Origin of the sequence: Cyclobacterium xiamenense, assembly GCF_042140265.1 — a bacterium.
Taxonomy (GTDB): Bacteria; Bacteroidota; Bacteroidia; order Cytophagales; family Cyclobacteriaceae; genus Cyclobacterium; species Cyclobacterium xiamenense_A.
On sequence record NZ_CP159481.1, the window covers coordinates 364,635 to 388,669 of the forward strand.

Here is a 24,035-nt window from a genome sequence, read left to right on the forward strand (position 1 = left end):
ACTGCTTCTCAATCAACCGAATATCTCCCCCCCAAAACCCGAAAGAACGAAAAGGTCATTCACTATTTCGACCCTCCCTGTACCAGCCAGCCGTCGTTTGTTTCCGCTGTCTAAAGCACCGCTTCCATCCTATCGGGTTGCATTCTGGGAAAAACCAATCCTCCTCATTATTTCCCCCCCATCTGGGGTAATTGGGATAGAAGATGGTTTTTTACCGGTAATTTCTCAAAACAAGTTAGAACAACCTATGAATGCACCCAATAGATTATCAGCAATTTTTTTATTCTATACGTCGTTTTTATGGGTTTGAACTGCAAATATATTAAAAAGTTTTTTGAATTTACCTCTTCTAAGAAGATTTGAGTTGCGGCTTCGGGCCGCTAAAAAAATATCCTTCTCCGCGACTGCATTTCTATAAACAAAAAGTATGCGTAATTTACAGGATCGGAAAGCTACAACTGACCCTTATTAATTTCCACAATCGATGATAGATTTTCCCTCCAAAGAAAGACTGGCGCACATCGTGTATGAATCCGATGACCGGGCATCAAAATATTTCGATCTGGTGCTGCTGGTGTTGATTTTGATGAGTGTCAGCATTGTTGTATTGGACTCCGTTGAAGAAATCCACACCAACTATGGCTCCCTCTTGTACGGCCTTGAATGGTTTTTTACCCTGGTATTTACCATTGAATACGGCTTCCGTATCTGGCTCAGCAACAACAAGCGGGGGTATATTTTTGGGTTTTACGGTTTGGTGGACTTACTGGCGATCCTGCCGACCTACCTAAGCCTGATACTTTTTCAAACCCAATACCTGACCGTTATCCGTGCGTTGCGCTTTTTGCGCATTTTGCGGATATTGAAACTCCCCAAGTACGTACGGGAAGCCACCTTATTGACCACCGCACTGAAGCACAGCCAGGCGAAAATCAAGGTTTTCGTAGGCTCCGTGCTGACCATTGTGCTGGTCATGGGCTCGGTCATGTACATTGTGGAGGGGCCGGCAAGCGGGTTTACCTCGATCCCGCGTTCCATGTACTGGGCCATTGTCACCCTGACCACCGTGGGATACGGAGACATTGCTCCCGTCACCGACCTTGGGCAATTCATCGCCGCCCTGATCATGCTGATGGGCTATGCCATCATCGCTGTTCCCACCGGTATCGTCAGCTCTGAATTGACGGCAGCAAGGCTGGACGAAACCAAGCGGGCAAAAAGCCCGGAAGCAGCAGCCGAACACTGTCCCGCCTGCGGCGCACAAAGCCATAGCGAGGATGCCCTGTTTTGCCGGAAATGCGGTGCAAAGCTTGATGCTGCCCAGGCCTGATCGCTTAAATTTTGGCGGCTAGGCGGTGAAACCCCCGTCTACCACATAGGTGGCTCCGGTGATAAATTTGCTCTGCTCGGATGCCAGAAACAGGGCTAAATCGGCAATGTCCTCGTTGCTCGCGTACCGGCCCAGCGGAATCATCTTGGTGAAATTTTCTTTTACCGCATCGCCCTGTCCGGGAGCAAAACCTTCTTCCAGGGAACGCATCATCCGGTTATCCACCGGAGAAGGGTGAATGGAATTTACCCGTATATTACCCGGCGCTCCCTCCAGGGCACCTACCCGCATCAACCCGATCGTGGCATGTTTACTGCCCACATAGGCACTTACCTGGGCGGTACCTCGCAGGCCCGCGACCGAGGAGGTGATGATAACCGATCCCCCACCGTCTGCCTTCATGATCGGAAAGGCATACTTCATGCCCAGCCATACCCCCTTCACATTTACGCCCATCACCTGATCAAAGGTCTCCTCCGGATAGTCTTCCATGGGCTTGACGACGCCTTCCACTCCCGCATTGAGAAACAAGACATCTATCTTTCCATAGGCTTCTTTTACCTGCCTGGTGTACTGTTGCACATCGCCGGCGTTGCTGACGTCTGCCCGGATATACATCGCCTTATCCGTACCCAGAACCTTCTCCGCAGATTTCAGATTTTCATCGCTGAAGTCTACAATGGCGACCCCGTTGGCACCTTCTGCCAAAAAAAGCTTTGCGGTGGCCAATCCTATGCCTCCGGCGCCACCGGTGATCAATGCTACTTTATTTGTTAACCTCATAACGTTTAATTTTGGGTTCATACGTATTCGAATTGCTTTATTAGCCTAAATTTACGGCCTTTGGCAGGGAAATCCCCCCACCGGGCTCATGCAAAAACATGAGAAATATCATGGAACAGGACCGAGTAATTCCTCCAGGGAAACCCAGGAATACCCCCATTCGCGCAGGAGGGTGAGGAGTGCCGGCAAGCGACGGAAAAACTTATCGGCCCTCCCCGGTCCGGCACCTACGTGGACCAGCAGTATAAAGCCATTAAACCCGTCCGGCTGGGAAGATTCCCAGGCCCGGATGCTCTCGAAAATCTGTTCGCTGCTCCGAAAATTCGGCATGTCTTCCGTGGTGTAGTCGGCGTGGCTCAGGGTACCCCTGGTGAAATTAATGAGTTGAAGGCCCATTGCACGGGTCCAATCTGCGATGCTATCGTTGTACCACTCGTAGGGAGGTAAGAAAAAAGGGGCTGCTTCCTGAGCAATCCCAAACCGCTCCATTTCTTTGTAATTGGCCCGCAAATCTGCGACAAATTGCTCCCGGGTAAGCAGCAGTTCGTTTCGGTCTTCCCAACTCGCGTACAACAGGTGTTGGTCGGAATGGGCGCCGAGGTAGTGGCCATCCGCTTTTAAGGCACGGATGATTTCGTCAAACCCGGGGTTTCTGTAGAAATCCCCGGTAAAGAAAAAAGAGGCCGGCACCTGCTGTGCACGAAGTGTCTCCCGGATACATTCAGCCCCTTCCGCATAGGCATGACCGGTAACTACCAGACTCAGGGACTTTTCCTGCCGATCGCCCCGGGTAATGGCCCCAAATTCGTACTGGTTTTGCGCTTGCGCAACGGATAGGTTCAGCAGCAAAAGCAAACCAATCCCCCTGAAAATCCCGGGTACTGCCGCCCATCCTGGCGGGCAATTGCCTGCTCTTTTCTTCCAAGATTGTGGTAAATTCATCGTTACATCGACTACCTTTTGTTCACCAGCCCATCGCGACCGGAGGAATCCCCCGGCCAGGGACATATGCAAAAGATAGCTTTTTTCTAACGGCAATCCCATACCGGAATCAAAAAAATAGGTTTGGCTTCACCGTGTAAGGTACCCGGAGAGGGATTCGATTGGACCCGGGCTTTTTTGCGCCTTCGGTCCCCAATCGACCCTTGCGGCAGTTCGAACCGGAACCAATCGCGGGGAAACAAAAAAAGCCATGAAACAGTGTTTCATAGCTTTAGTCAATTAACAATAAACCCAAAATAACCTGATGTAGGAGAAGGATTCGAACCTCCACGGAGCGGTTAGGCAAAATACGAGCTCGCTATTTGCTTTGTGCCGGACTCTCCACCCCCGAGACAGGAGGGCATGTCTGCCAGTTTCATCACCCTACAGTGTGTGTGATCTTAATTTGCATGAAGATGAAAACGAAAAAGCGTCGCCGTTTTTTACTCGCCTGCCGAAGGCGGGTTTCATCATCCTACAGTATTGTGTCAAAACTTTCGGTTGGTACAACCGCTCAAGACCGTTTGTCTTTGATTGATATGTCAAAGGTAATAAATAGATTCGAAAAATAAAATTATGGCAACGTTTTAGCTTATTTTTTATAGTATTTTTATTTTTAAGGGATTATTTTTATGTTATCACAAAGCGATGGTTCATTTGACGGGGCTTTTTTTTGAACTTTTCAACGGCAGGGATATCCGAGCCATCTGCGCCGGTTAATCCCTACAGCCAGCATGCAGAATTACCGGGATTCGCAGTTGACAATGCGGGTATTTGATTACATTAGCTGAATGACTGCCGCGCACGATAGCCTATTCAGGTATTTTCACCAAAAATCCCCGTTAACAAAGGAAGAATTCGCTCGCTTTTCCCGATTTTTTACCCCCAAAAAAGTAAAGCGTAACGAGGTTCTTTTGCGAGAAGGGGAGATTTGTCAATGTAACTTTTTCGTGGTCAAAGGCTGCTTGCGGTTTTATTCGATCAATTCCGCCGGCGAAATCGCCACCCGCTATTTTGCCTTCGAGGGCAAATTTGCGACGGCACTATCCAGCCTGATCGAAGGCAAACCCTCCCGAGAGTACATACAGGCCGCAGAACCCTGCGAACTTTTGCAGGTATCGAAAACCGACTACCTGCAATTGGTAGAAACCGTGCCGCAGGTAAACAAAGCCTACCGCCACCTATTGGAAATGGCCTATGTGACTTCCCAGCAGCGGATCTATCACTTTTTACACCTGCCCGCCCTGGAACGGCTCAAGTGGGTAATGGAGCAGCATCCGGGCATTTTAACCCGGCTTTCCAGCAAAATGGTGGCCTCCTACCTGGGCGTGACGCCCTATACCCTGAGTCGGTTGAAATCCCAACTATGACGTTTTTGGCAGCAAATCCTTGCGGTAGGGCAAGGTTTGGGCTACCGGGGTAGCCTACCTTTGTGATGCACAGCCGTAAAAACACGCACCATGAAAAAAATATACCCAGCCCTGCTGCTTGCCTGCCTCCTACTTACCCTCGTACCGCTTGCTGCCCGGGCACAGAAGCCGAAGCCACCCCTGCCGGTAGAGGTCCTTTTCGGACAGGACCGGTTCTTTTTTCAAATGGAAGTGATCAAGAAATTCACCGAACAGAGCCGGTTTGGCTTGCTGAGCATCGCAACCTTTGCTGCGAATTACCGAAACGATAGGCAGCAAAACTCCCTGACCATTCCCGTGCAGGTCAATTATACGTTTAAAAAGGGTTTTGGCCTGATGGCAGGGGTGGAAAACAACGATGCCGTTGGTTTTTCGCCCGTTGTCGGCCCCCAGCATGTGTACGCATCCCGGACCTTTCTTGCTGTCACTATCGCTTCTTACTTTCTCAACGGCAAAAACGACCTGAGCCTATTCGGCTCCTGTTTTGTGCGCGACGTGATCGCTCTTTTTTATATCTATTGATTTTCAGTTATTTACGATTTTTAGATTTGAATTTTGGGTCATGCGGGGCTATTTTTAGCCTATGTTTGTTAGAAAGAACAAGAATAGAAGTGGTTCGGTAAGCATTCAGATTGTCCGAAAGGTTAAGCGGAAAAACAAATTGATCAAAACGGTGGGCATTGCCCACACCAAGAGGGAAGAAGAACTGCTTTTATTGCTTGCTAACAATGAAATTGAACGTTTGAAAGGTGTTTCTGCGCTGTTTGTTGAACATGATGATCTGGTAGTAGAAAGTTTTGTAGAAAGCCTCTCAAACGACCATTTGCAGAAGGTTGGAGCAGAACTTGTTTTAGGCAGGATATACCAAAAAATAGGCTTCCCGCAGGGCGGGTCACTCGATTATTTTAAAAATCTCGTTTTGTGTCGGTTGGTTTATCCTGGAAGCAAGCTAAAGACCGTTGAGTACTTTAAGAAACATCTAAAAGTAGATGTCAGTGTCTATTCTATTTATCGTTTTCTTGACCAGGTGGATCAAAGTCTGAAACCTATTATCGAGAAAACAACTTTTAACTACACCAAAAAGCTTTTGGATGGTCGTATCGGAGTCGTCTTTTATGACATGACTACCCTTTACTTTGAGGCCTCAGAGCCCGATGATTACCGGATTCCGGGTTTCAACAAGGACGGCAAGCATCAGCATCCCCAGATCATGATCGGACTTTTGGTCAGTAACAATGGCTATCCCATCGGCTATCAAATCTTTGAGGGGAACACATCGGAGACAAAAACTTTAATACCTGTACTCCAGAACTTTCAAAAGAAGTTTGATATCGCCACACCCATAGTAGTTGCAGATGCGGCCCTGTTATCCCAAGCCAATATTGATGCTTTGCAAGAACATGGTTACCAATACATACTGGGAGGAAGAGTGAAAAATGAGACGGAAGTCATAAAACAGCAAGTAATTGCCCTTCAGGTAGCCGAAGGCAGGCCACAAGAAATAAAATCAAAAAACGGGAGGTTGATTGTCAGCTATTCAGCAGGAAGGGCTAAAAAGGATGAAAAAAACCGGGAAAAGGGGCTGAAAAGACTGGAATCGAAAGTAAAAACCGGAAGAGATCAGCAAGCAACACATCAACAACCGAGGGTACAACAAATACCTTAGATTGGAAGGAGAAGCCAGCGTGAACATTGATTATCAGAAATATAATGCCGATAAAATCTGGGATGGGCTGAAAGGATATATAACCAACACTCTGCTCAGCAGGGAGGAGATTATTGGCCAATATTCACAGCTATGGCAAATAGAAAAAGCCTTTAGAATATCAAAGACAGACCTAAGAATCCGACCGGTTTATCACAGGCTCAGAAACCGGATAGAGGCCCACATTTGTATTTGTTTTGCAGCTTACACGGTATATAAAGAACTCGAAAGGCTTATCATTATTAACCAAATCAGACTATCTCCCGAAAAAGCCATAAACGAGATCAAGGAAATAAAGCAGCTGAGCTATACCTTACCAAAATCAAAAGAGACTAAAACCAAAATCCTAAAGCCTACGAACGAGCAGGAATGGTTATTAAATTTGGAAATTTAATCTTGGGTCATGCGTTGCACAAAACAGGAAACACGCACCATGAAAAAAATATACCCAGCCCTGCTGCTTGCCTGCCTCCTACTTACCCTCGTACCGCTTGCTGCCCGGGCACAGAAGCCGAAGCCACCCCTGCCGGTAGAGGTCCTTTTCGGACAGGACCGGTTCTTTTTTCAAATGGAAGTGATCAAGAAATTCACCGAACAGAGCCGGTTTGGCTTGCTGAGCATCGCAACCTTTGCTGCGAATTACCGAAACGATAGGCAGCAAAACTCCCTGACCATTCCCGTGCAGGTCAATTATACGTTTAAAAAGGGTTTTGGCCTGATGGCAGGGGTGGAAAACAACGATGCCGTTGGTTTTTCGCCCGTTGTCGGCCCCCAGCATGTGTACGCATCCCGGACCTTTCTTGCTGTCACTATCGCTTCTTACTTTCTCAACGGCAAAAACGACCTGAGCCTATTCGGCTTGTACGAATACCGGCCTCCCCTCGGCGAGGGCTGGTCGCTATACAGCAGGCTACAATTTCTCTACAATCGGGGACTGAGCGAAGGGCAGCACAACCGGAGTTTTGTCTACCTGCGCGGTGGCGTAAAAAAGGATCAATTGATTTTTGGCCTGGGCGCCAACCTGGACCAATACGGACCTGAAAAATCGATTGGCGAAAACTACGGCCTTTTTGTGCGCTGGGAATTTTACTAGCCCCCGGGAAAAAAGGCGGTAAGCGAGATCCGATTGACAGCCGCTTTGCCCGAGATAAAGGTTTGCCCTGCCCGATCCTTCCGTGTGGGAACCGAGGGAAGGGAATAGCTGCCACTCGACACTTCGGATCCGCGGCAGGCCCTTTTTACCCCCAATTGCCCGAAACCGAACAAAAAAAGCCATGAAACAGTGTTTCATAGCTTTAGTCAATTAACAATAAACCCAAAATAACCTGCTGTAGGAGAAGGATTCGAACCTCCACGGAGCGGTTAGGCAAAATACGAGCTCGCTATTTGCTTTGTTCCGGACTCTCCACCCCCGAGACAGGAGGGCATGTCTGCCAGTTTCATCACCCTACAGTGTGTGTGATCTTAATTTGCATGAAGATGAAAACGAAAAAGCGTCGCAGCTTTTTACTCGCCTGCCGAAGGCAGGTTTCATCATCCTACAGTATCGTGTCAAAACTTTTGGTTGGTACAACCGCTCAAGACCGTTTGTCTTTGTTTGATATGTCAAAGGTAATAAATCAAACCATAAAATAAAATTATAGCAATAAAATAACTGATTTTTTACAGTATTTTTATTTTATTAGTCTTTTTATTTTATTTTTGATAAAATTGGCTAAAGATTCGATCAAGGGATTGACTATTTTTCAACGAAAATGGCGAAAAACGGCTTTCCAGGCTATATACCCCACTTTTCAAGGCTGGGTTTTGGAGGAGTGGAGGAGCATTTGCTGGATTTCCTGTAATTCGGGTTCGCTCAGGTCGCGCCATTGGCCCGTGGGTACATCCAGGCGAATATTCATGATGCGGATACGCTTCAGGGAGACCACCCGATAGCCCAGGTATTCGCACATGCGCCGGATCTGCCGGTTGAGCCCCTGGGTCAAAATGATCTTGAATCTGTTTTTACCCAGCTGTTGCACCTCACATTTGCGCGTCATGACGCCCAATATGGGCAGGCCATTGCTCATCTTCTCGATAAAATCCGGCGCAAGGGGCTTGTTTACCCGGACCAGGTATTCCTTTTCGTGGCGGTTGCCTGCGCGTAGGATTTTATTGACGATGTCCCCATCGCTGGTCAGTAGTATGAGGCCTTCGCTGGGTTTATCCAGGCGTCCAATGGGAAAAATCCGGCGGGGGTGGTTGATAAAATCGATGATATTGTCCTTTTCCCCTTCCGTATCGGTGGTACATACGATACCCACCGGTTTGTTCAGCGCGATGTAAACGGGCTTTTCCTCCGGCTCCGCAATCAATTTCCCATCCACCCGCACGCTGTCTCCCGCTCCGATCTTCGTTCCCATTTCCGGAACCTTCCCGTTGATGGTGACCCGGCCGGCTTCGATGAGCTTATCCGCTGCCCGGCGGGAACAATAGCCCACCTCGCTCAAATACTTGTTGATCCGTACCCGGTTAGTATCCGCCATTTAGGTCCACATTTCCTCGATTAACTCCGTATAAAATTCCTTCAGCGTTTTGCCCGTTGCCCGCACCTGCTGGGAAATCAGGCTGGTTTCCGTCTGCCCCGGCACGGTATTGATTTCGATAAAGAAGAACCTGCCCGTATCTTTTTCCAAAAAATAATCCATGCGAACGGAGCCCTTGCAGTTGAGTTTTCGGTACACTTGTTCGGCAATCCGGTTTACCCGTTCCACCTCTGATTCGTCCATGCGGCCCGGGGTGATCTCTTCGGAGACGCCGGGGCTGTATTTGGCTTCAAAGTCAAAAAACTCCCGGGAGCTGATGATCTCCGTGGCCGGAAGCACCGTCACGGTTCCTTTAGCCCGGTAGATACCGATGGAAAACTCCCTTCCCGTGACAAACTCCTCTACCAGTACCTGCCGGTCCTCCGCAAAGGCCTTGCGTAGGGCTTCTTCCAGTTCCCCGGCTTCCCTGACCTTGCTCATGCCAATGCTGCTGCCCCCGTTATTGGGTTTGACAAAATAAGGCAGGCGCAGCTGGGCCAGCACTTCTGCGGCCGTTTCCGGACCGTAGGAAAACAGCTGCAGGGATTGGGCCAGGTGCAGGTCTGCGATACCGGAGAGTATGGCCTTGGTATAGCCTTTGTTCATGGTGATGGCGGAAGTCAGCGCGTCGCAGGTGGTATAGGGGATACCCAGCATGTCGAAATACCCTGCCAGTTTCCCATCCTCGCCCGGTGAGCCGTGGATGATATTAAAGACACCGTCGAAGCGGATGGGTTGCCCCTCTTTTAGGACCGTAAAGGCATTTTTATCCACCGGATAATGCGTCCCATCTTCCCCTTCCAGGTACCAATTTCCGGGATAGATATGCAAGGGGTACACCGTATAGCGGTCCCGGTCCAGGTGTTGGGCCACCACCGCGGCGCTTTTCTCGGAGACCACCGCCTCCCCCGTATAGCCCCCCATAATCAGGGCGATGTGTTTCTTTTCCATGGAGCAGATTTTCTAGCTACGAATTACCGGAATTTTACTTTAAAAGCGAAAAGTTTATGCACCGGAAAGGCCATTCACAGGGACCGAGCTCCTGTAAACTCCAAAGGGCAAGGTCTGCGCCTGCCGATGTACGATAGGGAAAGCATCATAACTAAAAGCATCATCAAAAAATAAATTAAGTTAACAACTGACACTTTTGGTCCAACAAATGGAGAGTGTTACACAGGCTTTACATGCACAAACTTTCCTGCTAATTAACACCCCTTTTGGTCGGCATATATTTTTGGAATAGTAATTATATTATACGATTTACCTTGGGTAGTCCATCCCGCGTAAGACGGAGGATTAGCCTACATACAGGAATCATTTCTCCGGTCCAATGCTTGAACGGGCTTTTTATCCGAGGGGGTAAATTGAATGTCCGCAAAAGAAAGGAAAAAGAGCGGGAAAAAAATTCTACTGCTCAGTACCTATCGAAATAGCTTTCGATTTCAAATTCGTAATTGGTTTGATTTTCTGGTTTTATTTTAACAGTTCCGAGAGCGGTTTTTAGATCCGCTTCGGTCTCCCAACTCCCTCTGGTAAATTTAAAGGCTGCGATACTTTTTACCTTCAGGGTTATGGCTCGCGTATAATCCGATACTTTTTTGAGCTGTATTTTATTTGGATTCCAGTTGGCTAGATTCTCCTGATTTCCGGTAATGAAGATTTCATCGTTTTTGTCGGGTACGGTTACCCGGATACGGACCTCATATTCTTTCTCGGATAATCGATTTTCTTGTTTTTCATAAATCGTGCGGAAGTAGTAGTCGAATGCACTTCTTACACTGACCGGAAAGGTACTCATGTGGTTCTCCTCCCCGTATCCTTCTATTTTCACATCCAATTTGTCTCCCTTGAATGTATCCGTAAAAAAACCGTATACCTTTTCTCTGGCAGGTTTCCATTCGGGCCAGTAGTTCGTTCCTTCATTCGCATGGCTTAAATAGAGGTACGTGAAGTCCTGAAGCGCCGCGTAGTCAAACCCCATGAGTTGCTTTGCCAGGTAATCGTTGTCATAGGCCAGGTTGGGCGAAATGGCAATGTAAGCGTCGAATAGGTTTGGCTTCTGAATCAGGGCATACAGTATAAACGAAGCACCTAGCGAGTGCCCAACGGCGATGCTGCGCCCTTTGGTACGGTAATTTGACTCGATATAGGGCATCACTTCATCCGAAACATACGCCAGAAAGTTTGACACGTTACCAAAATGAGGCTCGTACCATTCAATGGATTTTTCTGTGGTTAAAACGGGTAAAAAATCATCCCCTCTCGAATAATCCAGCTCAGCATTGTAAGGGGAAGCAATACCTACCACCATAAAAGCCCGGTCGTGGTCTCTGTCCGTAAGAAAGGCGATACTGGAACTGACGTAATCAAATTTTTCCCGGTCCTGACTATCGAAAACATAAATCACATCAAACAGTTCGTGTTTTCTTAGATCGTATTCAATGGGTGTATAGACCAATATCTCCCTTTTTTGATTCAGGGCTTCGGAATCAATACGAATATTTTCAACCCGAGCAATGCTTTGTCCGAATAATCCGTTTGTCCAAAATGCCAGCAATACGAATGTGATCCCTCTTTTTATCATGACTACTTGCTCGGTTTTTAGACGATAGCAACCTTTTCGCTAACGGCAGCCATTGCGGTTAGTTGGCTGCCGGAATAGTTAAAGGTAGAAAAATCCCGGAAAAAATCAACTAGCTTTTTCATTTCGGTACCGCATGGCCTTGCAACCAATCCAAAACCTCTTATATGGCCTATATGGTAAAAAATGAGTTGAACCATAGAGGCGCATAGAAGAACATAAAAGGGGACCCGGACAACCCTACTAAACCCTGCCTCTCGACGGAGGTCAAAAATTCAAGCTGCTCCGATGATACCCCTTATATGCCTTCTATGGTTTCAAAAAGAAAATGGAATGCTAGAAGAGCGCAGCAGCACCTTCGGACAACCAAGCCAAACCGCTTCACAACCGGTATTACCTGCTACCGGCCCTCCGAAAAACGACTAGTCAACAGATTCCCTGCCTAGCAACTGACCGGTAGGAAGCGCCTCATACCCTGTCGTATCCGGCTGGACCGCCGGACCGATTCGATGGACCCGCACGTAGTTGGCGCTGTAATTTTTATCTCCGGAAAACCAGGCCCGAAGGGAGGTTTCACCGGGTTTCAGGTCAAGCAGAAAGCTGGCGGCTCTCATGTCGGAAGTAACGGCTACCTGCCGGTTGAGATTGCCTAGCTGTAACTGCGCGCTACGGATGGGGGCCGGTGTAGGAGCTGCATCGCTTTGGAAACGAAAACGATCCTCCTCCAGCGTGGATGTGGGGGAGAGGTTGTGGCGAAAGGTGGCGCCTTCGTTTTCCACGATCCTTCTGCCGGATTCGATCGGCCAGCGATACAGGTGAACCTCGTACAAGCCCTCCTGATCCACATCGAGCGCCCAAACCAGGCCCTTCTCGCTCCTATGCGCATCGTGGGCGTAGAGGATGGAGGGGTTTTCCTGCGCGTTGCCAACGACAATTGGATTGTACCCCTCAAAATCAGGCGATAGGTATTCCCACCAGGCCTCGTACTGGTTGACCAGGGAATCCACAACGGCTTTGTTTTCGGCAGCTAGATCCCGTGTTTGCCCCGGGTCGGATCGAATGTCATACAGCTCGATTTTATCGCGGCCTTCCAATCGCCATCTCTCCGTTAGCACCTGGAAATCCTTGTATTTTTCGGGGTAGGGTACCCGCTGGTTGTGCACAAAAAGGCTGCGATCCGGCCATGCTTCCGGTGAATCCGTCAATAGCGGTTGGAGGCTCCGCCCATCCACATCCAATCCTTCCGGCGCCTCCAGGTCGGCCAAATCTATCAGCGTGGGCAGTAGATCGATATGAGCCGCAAGTTTGTCCACATCCCGGCCGCCCCCAATGCCTCCCGAAGGCCAGCGAACAAACAAGGGCACCCGGTGTGCCCCTTCGTATCCACGGATCTTCGCACCCCGCATCCCGGCATTGTACCCTTCTTCTACAAACAGGTCCTCATCCAGGACAATGCCACCAAACCAGGGGCCCGGTCCGTTATCCGTCATAAAGATCACCAGGGTGTTTTCGCGGAGCATCATCCGGTCGATTTCCTGCAGAAACCGTCCCAAATCCTCGTCAAACTTTGCCAACATACCGTAGTAATTGGCGATCCTGTCGGACACCTGCGATCGATAGGGTTCCGAATAACTGCTGTCAACCAGCAAGGGCGCATGGGGGATATTGGAGGCAATACAGGTAAAAAATGGCGTTTCCCGGTTATCCTGGATAAATTTTAATGCTTCCTCAAACCATACGGTATTCGCATAGCCGCTGTACGATTTGAATACGCCATTGTGCCGGTACACATCGTCAAAATAATCATTACCCCAGTAATCGGGATGGATGGAAGATGCCCCGCCCCCATGAACCAAGGTTTCCTGAAAGCCTCTGTCCATTGGCCGGTACGGGTAATTCTCGCCCAGGTGCCATTTGCCAAAATACCCCGTTTGGTAGCCGGCATCCCGAAAGATTTCAGCCAAGGTCAGTTTATCCCGGCGCAACAAGGACCTTCCCCCGATGGTATGCCAGACGCCCGAACGGGAGGAATAACGCCCCGTCAGTAGGGCGGCCCGTGTAGGCGAGCAACTTGGGTCCACGTGAAAATTGGTAAACCGCACACTCTCCCGGTATAACTGATCCAGGTGAGGGGTTTTCAAATAGGGGTTGCCGTGCGCAGCGATATCCCCGTACCCCTGATCGTCGGTCAGGATCAGGATTACATTGGGAGGCGGCTGCTGCAGCCCATCGGTGGTGTCATCCGCCCCACAGGCGAAGAAAAATGACGAAATCAGCACCATCGCCCCAAAAAAATACCGATCCATCGTAGCTGATTTTTTACGCATCGTCTCGTTTCTTATGGAAATGGCAGTTCTCGATCCCAACCAAGGCACCGATACGCCGCCGAAATAAAGGTAGGCGGAAAGCCGATGAACTGCCAACCAATTTGTTGCCAAAAACATGTACTATGTTAGCCCCGAGGTGCAAACAAATTGTCTTACCGGGCTGTCCTGTGATCCAAAAAGCCGGTTTTTCAGGCCTTACCTTGAATCCCAAACTTCTTCAAAATAGGATGGCTGCTTGCTAACCTCAGGAATTTCGGCGGGACCGCGCTCGTCCGTATACCCGGTAACGCACCTTATTCCTTACGGATCTCTACATTCCGGAACGGATACGGATTGTCGCTAAGCCGCAGGTCCTTCCCGCTTTCTGTGGTCACATTTTTCAGAATAACTACCTCGGGACGCACGTGGGGGTACTGTTCCACATAGGATTCATCGGTCATGGCCGGATTAAAATTGCCAAAAATAGCCGGTCCCTGATAATTTTCGGGGTGGTTGGCATCGCGGATGTGCAGGTTTTCGATCAGGATGCGCTCCGGCATGTAGGTGGTGTAGCCAAAATTATGCTTTCCCGAATTGGAGCCGCCGATCAGGCTGGCGCTCGTCTCCGCCCCTCCGGCCGGAATAAATACACAATCCCGAATAATGAATTCTCCCTCCCAGGTGCTGCCATAGTCGGAGCGCAGATTGATCAGCGTTCGGCCGTTGAGGGTGGAATTTTCCACCAGAAAGGTACCCGTGCCGATGGCATTGATGCCCATATGACCCAGGGTGGAATGTCGGACCGTGGCATTGGCCACACCCATGTGGGCATCGAAGCGGGAAAAGACACAGTGGTCCAGGATCAGGTTCTTGCAAAAATTGGAGCCCATGATACCCCAGTACGTACGGTCGTTGATGTCGTTGGTCTGGCTGCAATGCTCAAAGGACACGTTGATGGAACGGCTCAGGGATATGTCGTAGGTACCCATGGATACGGGGACGCCGGCGGAACCTATCGTCCGGTAGGTTTTGTGCCCGGTAAGGACCGTGTTCCGCACCGTCACATCGGAGCAGTCGCGGAAATTGAGAAAGCCCCCATAGGGCGCACCCTGTTCTCCTTCTCCGGTGACCCGATGCTCCAGCCCTTCCAGCAGCACGTTGGAACGTCGGATGGCAATGCCCCGGCTATAGTACGTGTATTTCGACTCGGCCCGATTGGCAAGGGTGGTAAACCGTCCTCCCGTAATGGTCAGGGGAATCTCGTCCATGGGTAGCGCGGTGATTTCGGTGATTTGGTCAAAATCCCAAATGATCGGTGCATTCGGATCCACGTTTCCTTCTTTGTCAACAATAAAAATATCCGTCTGTGGAGAACCATCGTTTTGGTTGGGTCCGTACCGGATATACCGCCGGACGTTGGCATCGGTCACGGTGACCAGGCAAGGGCCGGGAAAAGGAACATCCAGTTTCTTCTGATTTCTTTTGAGCGAGGTAATCCCCTCCAGGTCAAAGGGACGAAGGGTGGAACTTACCAAAAACACGTGCTGGGTACGGTCTGCTACCTCCCTATCGTCAATGATAAACTCGGCGTTTCCGAAATCGGTATTGGTTTGGATTTCTGCAATACGCACTTTGCCGCTGATGTAATACCGGGCGCCCTCGTCGGCTTTCACCGAAAGTCCCTGCTGGTTGGCAACTGCATGGGTAGCGGCGATCGCGTCGATATCATCCGATGTCCCGTCCCCTTTGGCCCCCAGGTCGCTGTAGCGCAGCAGTCCGCGGGCAATAAACCGGCGCTGGTCTTCCGGCGTGACGTTTACCAGCAAGGTTCCTCCTTCACCGCTCCGCACCTGGGTTGCACCCGAATGGCTGGTGATGATTACAGATTCGGGGGCTGGACCTCCTTGTCCGCGAACGGAATGCGCACTGGAAAGAAGCGTACAAAGAAAAAAGAAAACTACCAGGTTTTTCATGGGACATGGGTTTATCGGTGCATCAGACAGTAGATACGGGAAGAAGCGGGCCGGTCCTTGGGCATCGCCTTGCCGTACGGTTGGTAAAAACTAGCGAATTTCAGGCATAAAGCCAAAGCATTTTCAATCGGCGGATAAAATCCTCCCCTTTCCTTTCGGTAGAATACCGGGCTTTGCCTCCCGGGCTTTTTTAGCCGGCCAGGAAATCCGTTGGTCGCCCTCCTGCAGGGAACGGGTCGGGGGGAACATAAAAGGCCGGTATCTTTTCAAATACCGACCCTCACTCAGGTGATTTTCGCAACTCTACACGAAACGATTATACCCGTTCGAGTTTTATCGGGTAAGTCTTTTGAGAAGCCCACTGGGGCACGTAGATGTTTTCGTCCCGGTCCACGCAGACATCGTGGGGATGCATGAAGCCCTGAAAGCTCCTATCCTTGCGCTGCTCCTGCAGGTTTCCGTTTACGTATTCCGGAGCGGTACCTCCTGGCGTGGAAACCACCCGGTCCTGGTTGTCCAGAATGGTGATGTACCCGGAATTTGGATAGGCCTGCGTGGTACTTCGGTAAACAGCCGCATAGATGGTATCCCCCCGGAGCACCGGTCTGCATACAAACGAACCCGGAGTGGGAATGGTTTTGATGTATTGGCCGTCCAGGGTAAAGCGCTTGTACTGCATGTTTCCCCGATCGGTAATCAGCAAGGTCGGGTTATTTTTGTCCCGGGTGTCCACCAAAATGCCGTGGCAACAGTTAAAGGTCTCGTCCGTATCGCCGGATCCGCCAAATTGCCGGATGAGCTTGCCGTTGGCATCGTACTGGGTGACGTAATTCTTTCCGTATCCGTCCACCACGTAAATGTCCCCATTGGCAGGGTTGATGGCCGTTTCGGTGGGAACAAACTGTCGGGGATAGGCGTAGTTTCCGGTTTCCCTGGGATAATCCAGCACCATGATTTCCTTTCCTTTCAAATCGGTTTTGATGACCTGGCTCCGGGTATTGTCACAGATGTATAAAAACTCTTCCCCACCCTCGTCACTAATGGTCAAGCCGTGGGCACCGGGATAGGTGGTCCCCCAGGTTTCCAGCAATTTACCCGATTTGTCATAAATGATGACGTTGTTCTTGGTTTCGTTGGTCAACAGGATCAATCGCCCCTTTGCATCCTCCACCATCTCGTGGCAATCGTTCACGGGGTTTTTAGCAGGGTCCAGTTTTCCCCATCCTTCGACGACACGGTAACGGTGGCTGCCGTGTCCCAAAATGGTTTCTTTTTTCATGGCGTGGGTTTTATGAGAAATGACATTGGGAATCAGGGCGCCGGCTGCAACGGCAAGGCCTGTTTTTCGGATAAACTCCCTTCTCGGGTTTGCGTTTTCTTTCATGGTGTGTTGTTAAGCCAATAGGTCCATTTCCGCTACCCCCTCTCCATCAGGAGTGGTATAAAATGGACGTTTTTCGATTTCGTAATTGGTTTCGGGATGAATCCCCAATGCGTGATAAATGGTCTGATGCAAAGCCGCAATTTTGATGGGTTTCTCAATGCTTTTGCAGGGCCGCTCGTCGGCAGTCTTCCCATATACATGCCCGCGCTTCACGCCTCCGCCAAACATGAGGATGGAACAACCATCTGTAAAATGCCGGTGCATGCCGTAATTTTTCATATCTTCAATAATATCCGGCACTTGTACCTGATCCTTCACTTTTGCTCCGGGCCTTCCTTCGGTCAGCATGTCCCGGCTAAACTCGCTGGCCACGATGATCATCGTTCGATCCAATCGCCCGCTTTCATCCAGGTCTTTTACGAGTTGTGCGATCGGGGCATCGATCAGTTTTTTCATGCCTACCAAACGGGTATGCCCGTTTTCATGGGTATCCCAGCCGACAAACGGTTCGTATTCTGAGGTAACGCTAATAAACCTCGCGCCCTGTTCGGTCAGCCTTTTGGCCATCAAGCAGCCCAGACCAAATTTCCCGGTATTGTAAATATCGTATTTTTCCTTCGGCTCCTGACTGAGATCAAAGGCTTTGGCCTCCGGCGAGTTTAGCAGCCGGTAAGCCTGCTCCATGGATCGCTTCAGGGATTCTTTTTGGTAATCGCTGCCAAATTCACCCATGGCGCTTTCCTGCACCAGGCGTTCGTACAGCTGATTTCTTGCCTCAAAGCGCTTGGTCGACATGCCGACCGGAGGGCGCACGCTTTCCAGTCCGGAAGTAGGATCGGGAATCAAAAACGGCCCGTACTCACTTCCCAGAAAACCCGCACTATGAAAAGCCTTAAGCTCTTCTCCTTCACCCACGGTAAACCGCTGCCCAATGTTGATAAAAGGAGGAATCACCGGATTCACCGGGCCCAATTCCTTGGCCATCCAAGACCCCATGTGGGGTACGGCCACCGATTGCGGCGGCTCGTAGCAGGTATGCCAGTGGTATTGGTGACGGGTATGCAGGATGTGTCCCAAATCGGCCGCCACGTAGGACCGAATCAGTGTTCCGCGGTCGATAACCTGCGCGATATTTTCCAATCCCTCCGAAAATTGGATCCCATCCAACGCCGTAGGAATGGAGGGGAAGGTACTCAACACCTCTTTGGATTCCATTCCTTTTCGAAAGGGCGTGTATTTTTTCGGGTCGAAGGTTTCGGTATGCGCCATCCCTCCGGCCATGTACAGCAGAATCACGGTATCCGCAGTACTCTTGATCGTTTCTTTGGAACTACAGGATCCAAGAAATCCGGACAGGGGAGCACCTGCTGCCATCGCTGCCAGGGTGGCAGCGCTCGTCTTCTTTAGAAAATCCCTTCTTCTCCAGTTATAATTCATTGCAAATGCGTTTTATCAGTAAATTAGTTGAAATTCAGTAAGTAACAAAACAGCCCAAAATAAATCTTGTACGGCTTCCGGAGAAGGGTCCTCACCCAGTACCTCCATGGCCACATTGAACTCGTTTTGATGGGGGTCTCTTCCCAGCAATTTCCGGTAGGTTTCGTGAACGATGATATCACCGTCGTTGTATTTCTCTTTCCATCTCTGCGCGCCTTCTTTCAGCGCCTGGTTCAAGGTGGTCCCGTTGGTAAGCTCCAATGCTTGTAAAAGACTGGCCTGACTGTCCCGGCTGGTAGAAACCACCTCCCGGTTGGGTCGACCCAAGGCCTTGAGAAACTCGTTGTTGGCAACCAGGGAGGCCCGGGCAAACGGCAGGTCTGCCTCCTCGGCCACTGCCAGCTCGTTGGGGTTGTATTTCAACGCTTCCTCGTCGAACACAGGGTGAATGTATTGGCTGACTCCGTCGGAAAACTGCTCGGCGGTAAGCCTTCTGCGTACCAGACCTTCAAATACAAAGTCTTCCTCCACCAACATCAGCGGGTCTTCCACGCCTATGGAAGGCTGTTGGTAGGCCTGGGAGGTGGCAATTTTGTATATCAAGTCTTTCAGATCGTAGCCCGAATCCTCGAAATCGGTGGCCAACCAATCCAGCAGATCCTGGCTCCAGGGCAGGTTATCCATCTCGTCCGCCGGCTCCACCAGCCCTCTTCCCATCAGTTGTTTCCAGATCCGGTTGACGATGGTCCGGTACATTCTCCCGTTGGCGGGCTGTACCAGGTAATTGGCCAGCTGTTCCAGCTTTTCAGATCGACTGGCCGTGCTATCGATTTCTCCGAGCTCTTCCCACAGGATTTTAGTACTTGCTTTTTTCCCAATGGGCTTTTCGCAGCGACTCACTTCCAGGGTAGTATCGGCAAAGATATTCGCAAAGGCATAGGCTTCTTCCAGTTTCCAATCACTGATAAAGCTATCGTGGCAGGAGGCACATTTTAAATTTAATCCGAGAATCACCTGTCCAACATTCTGGGCGGCCTGCATCTCGGTCACCTGACTGGCGTTTACGTCTCCCCTCCAGCGTATGCCCTCAATAAAGCCCTTGGACTCCTCCGTAGGGTTGAGCAATTGTTTCACAAATTGATCGTAGGGCTTGTTGTCTCGAAGCGAGGTGTACAACCAATCCGTAATCGCAAACCTGCCCTTGGTGATGTAGCCTGTTCCCGTGTAGTCGTTTCGCAAGGCGTCGTTCCAGAAGGTCATCCAGTGGGTAGCGTAGTCATCGGTTCGGTTCAGCAGGGTTTCCACCCAGGCGGCACGTTTGTCCGGCCGGGTATCTTTCTGAAATGCCTCGTACGCTTCCGGACTCGGCAGTAAGCCGATGATGTCCAGGTAAATTCTCCGCAAATAGGTCTTGTCGTCTACCGGTTCTTTCCAGGAAATCGATTGGGTTTTGAAGTATTCATCCACCCAGATATCGATGGGTTGTGTGAGCCCTTTCCTTGCGGGGGGCAAGTTGGGTCGTCGGGGCGCCAACTCAGCTACCCGGAATTCACTGACTTCATTGGCAGCATCCGGCCAGGGCGCCCCTTTGTCTATCCACAGGGCGATCAGTGCAATCTCGTTGGGAGACAAAAGCTGTCCCTTGGAAGGCATGGCCTCTTTGTGATCCTTGGGCAGCTTGATGCGTCGTACCAATTCGCTGCGACCGGATTCACCGGGAACGATTGCGGGACCCGATTCGCCACCGGCAAACACAAATTCCTTCTCGTCCAACCGCAACTCTCCCTTTATTTTCGCCTCCCCGTGGCATTTGTAGCAATTATGCGCAAATATGGCCCGCACTTTCCCGACCAGCTCTACCTGTTTTTGTTCGCTAAGCGCTTCGGTACCTTCGTAGGCGGCCAGATTTGCTGAGATCGCTTCTCCCGTGTATTCGTATTCCGCTTCGTTCCAGGGAAGCGTACTGCTCAGGTAGTCTTCCCCATGGGTAAGAGAAGCTCCAAAATGACCCGCCAGCGATACGCCTAGTGCAGAAAAAAACAACAGGGATCGAAAAGCTTTTACGGCGGCCAGGTCGCTGCCTCCTTTCGTCTTCCGAAGAAAATACAGCAGCCCCAGGCCAAGTACCGCAGTGGCTACGCCGGTCCATTGGTGTATGTCGACCGTAGTCCCGCCGTAATCCTCCACAGTGGCCAGTAACCAGCCCAACACGGCTGCAATCAACGCGCCGGCGACGCCGGCCCAAACCAACAGGTCAATACCGGGCCGTAATTTGTGGGCATAGTTTTTTAAGGTAAACAATTCGAGCAAGGCCGCAAATACCAACAGGCTCACCGGAAAATGGACGGCGAGTGGATGCAACCTCCCCAAAAACCGCCACAACCAGAAGGTTTCCCCGGTATCTTGCAAGGTAGCCGCTAGCAGGCTACCGGCCGGGACCAGCAGCACCAGGAGCCCAAGTAGAGCAGCGAAAACAAACCTTTTGTCTTTATTCTTGATTGTCATCATCATGTGTGCATTGTTCGTAATACATCCCGTATCGATCGTCCGGAACCATGGCTTAAAAAACCCTTCTGTCTAATTTTCGGAGGAAAAAGCAAGCAATCCCTACGGATTTCCCATGGAGGAAACGACCTGCTTCTACAAGTGTAAATAAATCACCTGAAGATACTACCCTGTACTATCCTGTTTTTCTATGAAAAATTACGGAAATTGGATCGAAAACCCAAATAGTTTTTTACCAACCGCATATAAGGGTACAGGATTGGGTTTTGAAAATGATGCGATAAATTACTACTTTTAGACAGCTATTTTCACAGCCAACCGAATAGAAAAATGAGGAAACGCATGCTCCTGTTTATTTTCCCTGCTACGGCGGGGCTTTTTTTCTGGGCATGGCCCGGAGAGGAGCAGGTAAGCTATAACCGGGACATTCGTCCCATAATCAATCAGAAATGCATTTCCTGTCATGGAGGTGTAAAGCAATCCGGCGGATTTTCTCTGCTGTTTGAATCCGAAGCCAAAATGCCCACCGAATCCGGAAAACCGGCCATCGTTCCGGGAAACGCCGGAGCTTCGGAAATGGTCCGCCGCCTCAACCACGAGGATCCGGAAATGCGCATGCCCCTGGGCAAGGAGCCGCTGTCCCCCTCCGAAATTGATTTGATCAAGAAATGGATCAACCAGGGAGCCAAATGGGAAAAACACTGGGCCTACATCCCTCCGGATAAAAACCTTTCGCTCCCATCGGTTCCGACTGACCTTCATCCAACCAATGGGATTGACCACTTTGTTTTTCGTAAATTAGGCGAATTGGACCTGACTCCCAATCCTCCCGCCTCCAAAGAAATCCTGCTCCGCAGGTTGGCCCTGGACATCACGGGGATTCCTCCCTCTCTGGAAGATTACGCCTCCTTTACCGCGGACACCTCGCCGGATGCCTACGAAAAGGCGGTAGATCGTCTGCTGGATTCGCCACACTTTGGGGAAAAATGGGCGTCTTTCTGGATGGACCTGGCACGATATGCCGATTCAAAAGGCTATGAAAAAGACTTGCACCGGGAAATTTGGAAATACCGCGATTGGTTGATCGACGCCTTCAACCAGGACATGCCTTTCGATGCGTTCACCGTCGCGCAGCTCGCCGGCGACCTGCTCCCCAATCCCACCGAACAGGACCTGCTGGCCACCGCCTTTCACCGAAATACCATGGCCAACGATGAAGGAGGCACCAACGATGAGGAATTTCGGGTGGCTGCTGTCATGGAGCGGGTAGGGACCACCTTTGAGGTCTGGCAAGGCACGACCATGGCCTGCGTGCAATGCCACAGCCATCCCTATGACCCCATCCGACACGAAGATTTTTACAAATCCCTGGCGTTTTTCAATAATACCCGGGACAAGGACCTCTACAACGAACAGCCCAAGGTTTTTACCTATGAGCCCGAAGAACGGGAGAAGGTAGGTCAACTGTTACGCTGGATAAACGAGCGACTGGATCCGGAAGATCGCCTGCCGGAAATTTCCGGTCAGTTTTTGCACCGACAAAAGGAAAAGCTGCTGTACACCCTGGGTCAGCGGCGGGTAGAAGCCGAAGAATTTCAAGACAAAAGTCGCTTTATCGAATTGGTCGGGCACGACCAGGCCTCGATCTGGCAGGTACAAGACAGTTCCTGGATCATGTTCGAGCAGGTAGATTTGACAAATGTGTCCAGCATCTCGCTGGGATACGCCTCCCTTACGGGAGCCAAGGTAGAGATCCGGCTGGATTCCATCCTGGGGCAAAAAATAGGCGAAGGCACCTTTGGTGTTACCGGCACCGGCTTTCCCGGGAACCGGCCGGAGCAGTGGAAAACCCTGACGGTGCCCATCCGGGAGGTTGCCGGAAAAAGGGACCTGTACTATTACTTCAAAAAGGACCGCATCTTTGCCCAGGACCTGGTACGGGTGGATTGGCTGTATTACCAGGAAAAATCGCCCCGAAAAGATCGGTATCCCCGGGAGCTACAGGAAAAACTGGAGGCCTTGCAAGACCTTGAGCCGGTAGAGACTCCAATTCTTGGCGAATTACCGGAAAACAAGGCCAGAAAAACGAACGTGTTCGAAACGGGGTGATTGGAGAACCAAAGGGGCCGAGGTGCAAGCCGGTATTCCCGAGATCATGGGCAACCTCTCCGATCCTGACCCGGACCGAATGGATCTGGCGCGTTGGCTGGTCAGCGAGGAAAACCCCTTGACTGCCCGGGTCATGGTAAACCGTATCTGGGAGCAACTTTTCGGTTTTGGACTGGTAGAAAGCCTGGAAGACTTCGGAAGCCAGGGCATTCCTCCCACCCATCCCGAATTGCTGGACTGGCTCGCGGTCAGCTTTCGGGACGAGTTGAACTGGTCGGTAAAATCCCTGATCAAACAAATCGTCCTGTCCAGCACCTACCGACAGGCGTCTTCGGTCAGCGAGGAGAAACTGAAAAAAGACCCCTATAACCACTACCTGTCCAGGGGATCCCGAACCCGCCTGCCTGCGGAAACCATCCGCGACCAGGCATTGGCCATTAGCGGGCTACTGAACCCCGAGCTAAAGGGGCCCAGTGTGATGCCCTACCAACCCGAGCACATCATCAGTTTCGGAGGGAAATTCTGGAACAAGAGCGAAGGAGACGATGCGTATCGACGGGCGGTATACACCTATTGGAAACGCACCCATCCCTATCCATCCATGGTTACGTTCGACAATCCCAGCCGGGAAGTGTGCACCTCCCGCAGGATACGTACGAATACCCCGCTTCAGTCCCTGGTGCTGTTGAATGACCCGGTTTTCCTGGAAGCAGCCACTGCCTGGGCTGAAAAAATATTGGACGAATACGATACAGACATCAAAACAGGCATAGAGAAGCATCTGCAGTTGATCACCGCGGGGACGCCAGATCAGAAAAAAGTGGAGGTATTGCACCGGCTGTACAAGGAGTCTCTGGCCTATTATCGGCAGGAGGGTGCGGACCTGGATGAAAATCCAGAACTAGCTGCCATGCGCCTGGTAAGCAATGCCATGTTCAATTTGGATGAATTTGTAACAAGAAGATAAG

The 24,035-nt window shown here is 50.5% G+C and carries 18 protein-coding genes; 8 read left to right on the forward strand and 10 right to left on the reverse strand.

The genetic code is table 11. The features are described from left to right. The first annotated feature begins 484 nt into the window (after positions 1–484). Positions 485–1,330, forward strand: a complete 846-nt coding sequence (locus tag ABWH99_RS01555; RefSeq protein ID WP_375584560.1) for an ion transporter — start codon at positions 485–487, stop codon at positions 1,328–1,330. 18 nt (positions 1,331–1,348) lie between these two features. On the opposite strand, the gene ABWH99_RS01560 is transcribed toward ABWH99_RS01555, so the two are convergent. Together ABWH99_RS01560 and ABWH99_RS01565 are read right to left on the reverse strand one after the other, a co-directional pair. Then, positions 1,349–2,113, reverse strand: coding sequence for an SDR family NAD(P)-dependent oxidoreductase (locus ABWH99_RS01560; protein ID WP_375584561.1), 765 nt, complete (start codon positions 2,111–2,113; stop codon positions 1,349–1,351). A gap of 108 nt (positions 2,114–2,221) precedes the next feature. Then, entirely contained in the window at positions 2,222–3,055 is an 834-nt protein-coding gene (locus ABWH99_RS01565) for a polysaccharide deacetylase family protein (RefSeq protein ID WP_375584562.1), read from the reverse strand. 830 nt (positions 3,056–3,885) lie between these two features. Between ABWH99_RS01565 and ABWH99_RS01570 the strand changes: the two genes are divergently transcribed. The 5 genes from ABWH99_RS01570 to ABWH99_RS01590 all read left to right on the forward strand — a co-directional run bounded on the left by ABWH99_RS01570 (position 3,886) and on the right by ABWH99_RS01590 (position 7,301). Next, complete coding sequence (locus ABWH99_RS01570; RefSeq protein WP_375584563.1) at positions 3,886–4,464, forward strand: Crp/Fnr family transcriptional regulator; 579 nt, start codon at positions 3,886–3,888, stop codon at positions 4,462–4,464. Positions 4,465–4,554: 90 nt separating this feature from the next. After that, on the forward strand, positions 4,555–5,025 hold the full coding sequence (locus ABWH99_RS01575; protein WP_375584564.1) for a hypothetical protein: 471 nt from the start codon (positions 4,555–4,557) through the stop codon (positions 5,023–5,025). 61 nt (positions 5,026–5,086) lie between these two features. After that, positions 5,087–6,169, forward strand: a complete 1,083-nt coding sequence (locus tag ABWH99_RS01580; protein ID WP_375584565.1) for an IS1634 family transposase — start codon at positions 5,087–5,089, stop codon at positions 6,167–6,169. A gap of 1 nt (position 6,170) precedes the next feature. Next, positions 6,171–6,602, forward strand: a complete 432-nt coding sequence (locus ABWH99_RS01585) for a transposase (RefSeq protein ID WP_375584566.1) — start codon at positions 6,171–6,173, stop codon at positions 6,600–6,602. A 39-nt stretch (positions 6,603–6,641) separates the two neighbouring features. After that, positions 6,642–7,301: a hypothetical protein gene (locus ABWH99_RS01590; protein WP_375584567.1), complete on the forward strand. Its 660-nt coding sequence runs from the start codon at positions 6,642–6,644 to the stop codon at positions 7,299–7,301. A 700-nt stretch (positions 7,302–8,001) separates the two neighbouring features. Here ABWH99_RS01590 and rluF read toward each other — a convergent pair. From rluF to ABWH99_RS01630, 8 genes are all read right to left on the reverse strand, one after another. Beyond that, entirely contained in the window at positions 8,002–8,733 is a 732-nt protein-coding gene (gene rluF / locus ABWH99_RS01595) for a 23S rRNA pseudouridine(2604) synthase RluF (protein ID WP_375584568.1), read from the reverse strand. Then, positions 8,734–9,723 carry a D-alanine--D-alanine ligase gene (locus ABWH99_RS01600; protein WP_375584569.1) on the reverse strand — a complete coding sequence of 330 codons (990 nt, stop codon included), beginning with the start codon at positions 9,721–9,723 and terminating at the stop codon, positions 8,734–8,736. Between the two features lie 463 nt (positions 9,724–10,186). After that, the gene (locus tag ABWH99_RS01605) at positions 10,187–11,356 is read right to left on the reverse strand and encodes an alpha/beta hydrolase-fold protein (RefSeq protein ID WP_375584570.1); all 1,170 of its coding nucleotides are present in this window, start codon (positions 11,354–11,356) and stop codon (positions 10,187–10,189) included. 419 nt (positions 11,357–11,775) lie between these two features. Then, positions 11,776–13,680, reverse strand: coding sequence for an arylsulfatase (locus ABWH99_RS01610; protein ID WP_375584571.1), 1,905 nt, complete (start codon positions 13,678–13,680; stop codon positions 11,776–11,778). 293 nt (positions 13,681–13,973) lie between these two features. After that, positions 13,974–15,632, reverse strand: coding sequence for a hypothetical protein (locus tag ABWH99_RS01615; protein ID WP_375584572.1), 1,659 nt, complete (start codon positions 15,630–15,632; stop codon positions 13,974–13,976). Between the two features lie 316 nt (positions 15,633–15,948). Beyond that, positions 15,949–17,016 (reverse strand): 6-bladed beta-propeller, encoded by a 1,068-nt coding sequence (locus ABWH99_RS01620; RefSeq protein WP_375584573.1) that lies wholly within the window; start codon positions 17,014–17,016, stop codon positions 15,949–15,951. A 9-nt stretch (positions 17,017–17,025) separates the two neighbouring features. Continuing rightward, positions 17,026–18,453: a DUF1501 domain-containing protein gene (locus ABWH99_RS01625; RefSeq protein ID WP_375584574.1), complete on the reverse strand. Its 1,428-nt coding sequence runs from the start codon at positions 18,451–18,453 to the stop codon at positions 17,026–17,028. Positions 18,454–18,468: 15 nt separating this feature from the next. Beyond that, a complete protein-coding gene (locus tag ABWH99_RS01630) occupies positions 18,469–20,964 on the reverse strand; it encodes a DUF1549 domain-containing protein (RefSeq protein ID WP_375584575.1) in 2,496 nt (831 codons plus the stop codon). Positions 20,965–21,300: 336 nt separating this feature from the next. Here ABWH99_RS01630 and ABWH99_RS01635 point away from each other — a divergent pair, with 336 nt between their 5' ends. Together ABWH99_RS01635 and ABWH99_RS01640 are read left to right on the forward strand one after the other, a co-directional pair. After that, a complete protein-coding gene (locus tag ABWH99_RS01635) occupies positions 21,301–23,067 on the forward strand; it encodes a DUF1549 domain-containing protein (protein ID WP_375584576.1) in 1,767 nt (588 codons plus the stop codon). Positions 23,068–23,113: 46 nt separating this feature from the next. After that, positions 23,114–24,034 carry a DUF1553 domain-containing protein gene (locus ABWH99_RS01640; protein ID WP_375584577.1) on the forward strand — a complete coding sequence of 307 codons (921 nt, stop codon included), beginning with the start codon at positions 23,114–23,116 and terminating at the stop codon, positions 24,032–24,034. Position 24,035 lies beyond the last annotated feature (1 nt).

Excerpts from the sequence above, each read along its gene's own strand:
- ABWH99_RS01555 (WP_375584560.1), top strand. The coding sequence starts at position 485 with ATGATAGATTTTCCCTCCAAAGAAAGACTGGCGCACATCGTGTATGAA.
- ABWH99_RS01560 (WP_375584561.1), bottom strand. The coding sequence starts at position 2,113 with ATGAGGTTAACAAATAAAGTAGCATTGATCACCGGTGGCGCCGGAGGC.
- ABWH99_RS01565 (WP_375584562.1), bottom strand. The coding sequence starts at position 3,055 with ATGAATTTACCACAATCTTGGAAGAAAAGAGCAGGCAATTGCCCGCCA.
- ABWH99_RS01570 (WP_375584563.1), top strand. The coding sequence starts at position 3,886 with ATGACTGCCGCGCACGATAGCCTATTCAGGTATTTTCACCAAAAATCC.
- ABWH99_RS01575 (WP_375584564.1), top strand. The coding sequence starts at position 4,555 with ATGAAAAAAATATACCCAGCCCTGCTGCTTGCCTGCCTCCTACTTACC.
- ABWH99_RS01580 (WP_375584565.1), top strand. The coding sequence starts at position 5,087 with ATGTTTGTTAGAAAGAACAAGAATAGAAGTGGTTCGGTAAGCATTCAG.
- ABWH99_RS01590 (WP_375584567.1), top strand. The coding sequence starts at position 6,642 with ATGAAAAAAATATACCCAGCCCTGCTGCTTGCCTGCCTCCTACTTACC.
- rluF (WP_375584568.1), bottom strand. The coding sequence starts at position 8,733 with ATGGCGGATACTAACCGGGTACGGATCAACAAGTATTTGAGCGAGGTG.
- ABWH99_RS01600 (WP_375584569.1), bottom strand. The coding sequence starts at position 9,723 with ATGGAAAAGAAACACATCGCCCTGATTATGGGGGGCTATACGGGGGAG.
- ABWH99_RS01605 (WP_375584570.1), bottom strand. The coding sequence starts at position 11,356 with ATGATAAAAAGAGGGATCACATTCGTATTGCTGGCATTTTGGACAAAC.
- ABWH99_RS01610 (WP_375584571.1), bottom strand. The coding sequence starts at position 13,680 with ATGCGTAAAAAATCAGCTACGATGGATCGGTATTTTTTTGGGGCGATG.
- ABWH99_RS01615 (WP_375584572.1), bottom strand. The coding sequence starts at position 15,632 with ATGAAAAACCTGGTAGTTTTCTTTTTTCTTTGTACGCTTCTTTCCAGT.
- ABWH99_RS01620 (WP_375584573.1), bottom strand. The coding sequence starts at position 17,016 with ATGAAAGAAAACGCAAACCCGAGAAGGGAGTTTATCCGAAAAACAGGC.
- ABWH99_RS01625 (WP_375584574.1), bottom strand. The coding sequence starts at position 18,453 with ATGAATTATAACTGGAGAAGAAGGGATTTTCTAAAGAAGACGAGCGCT.
- ABWH99_RS01630 (WP_375584575.1), bottom strand. The coding sequence starts at position 20,964 with ATGATGATGACAATCAAGAATAAAGACAAAAGGTTTGTTTTCGCTGCT.
- ABWH99_RS01635 (WP_375584576.1), top strand. The coding sequence starts at position 21,301 with ATGCTCCTGTTTATTTTCCCTGCTACGGCGGGGCTTTTTTTCTGGGCA.
- ABWH99_RS01640 (WP_375584577.1), top strand. The coding sequence starts at position 23,114 with ATGGGCAACCTCTCCGATCCTGACCCGGACCGAATGGATCTGGCGCGT.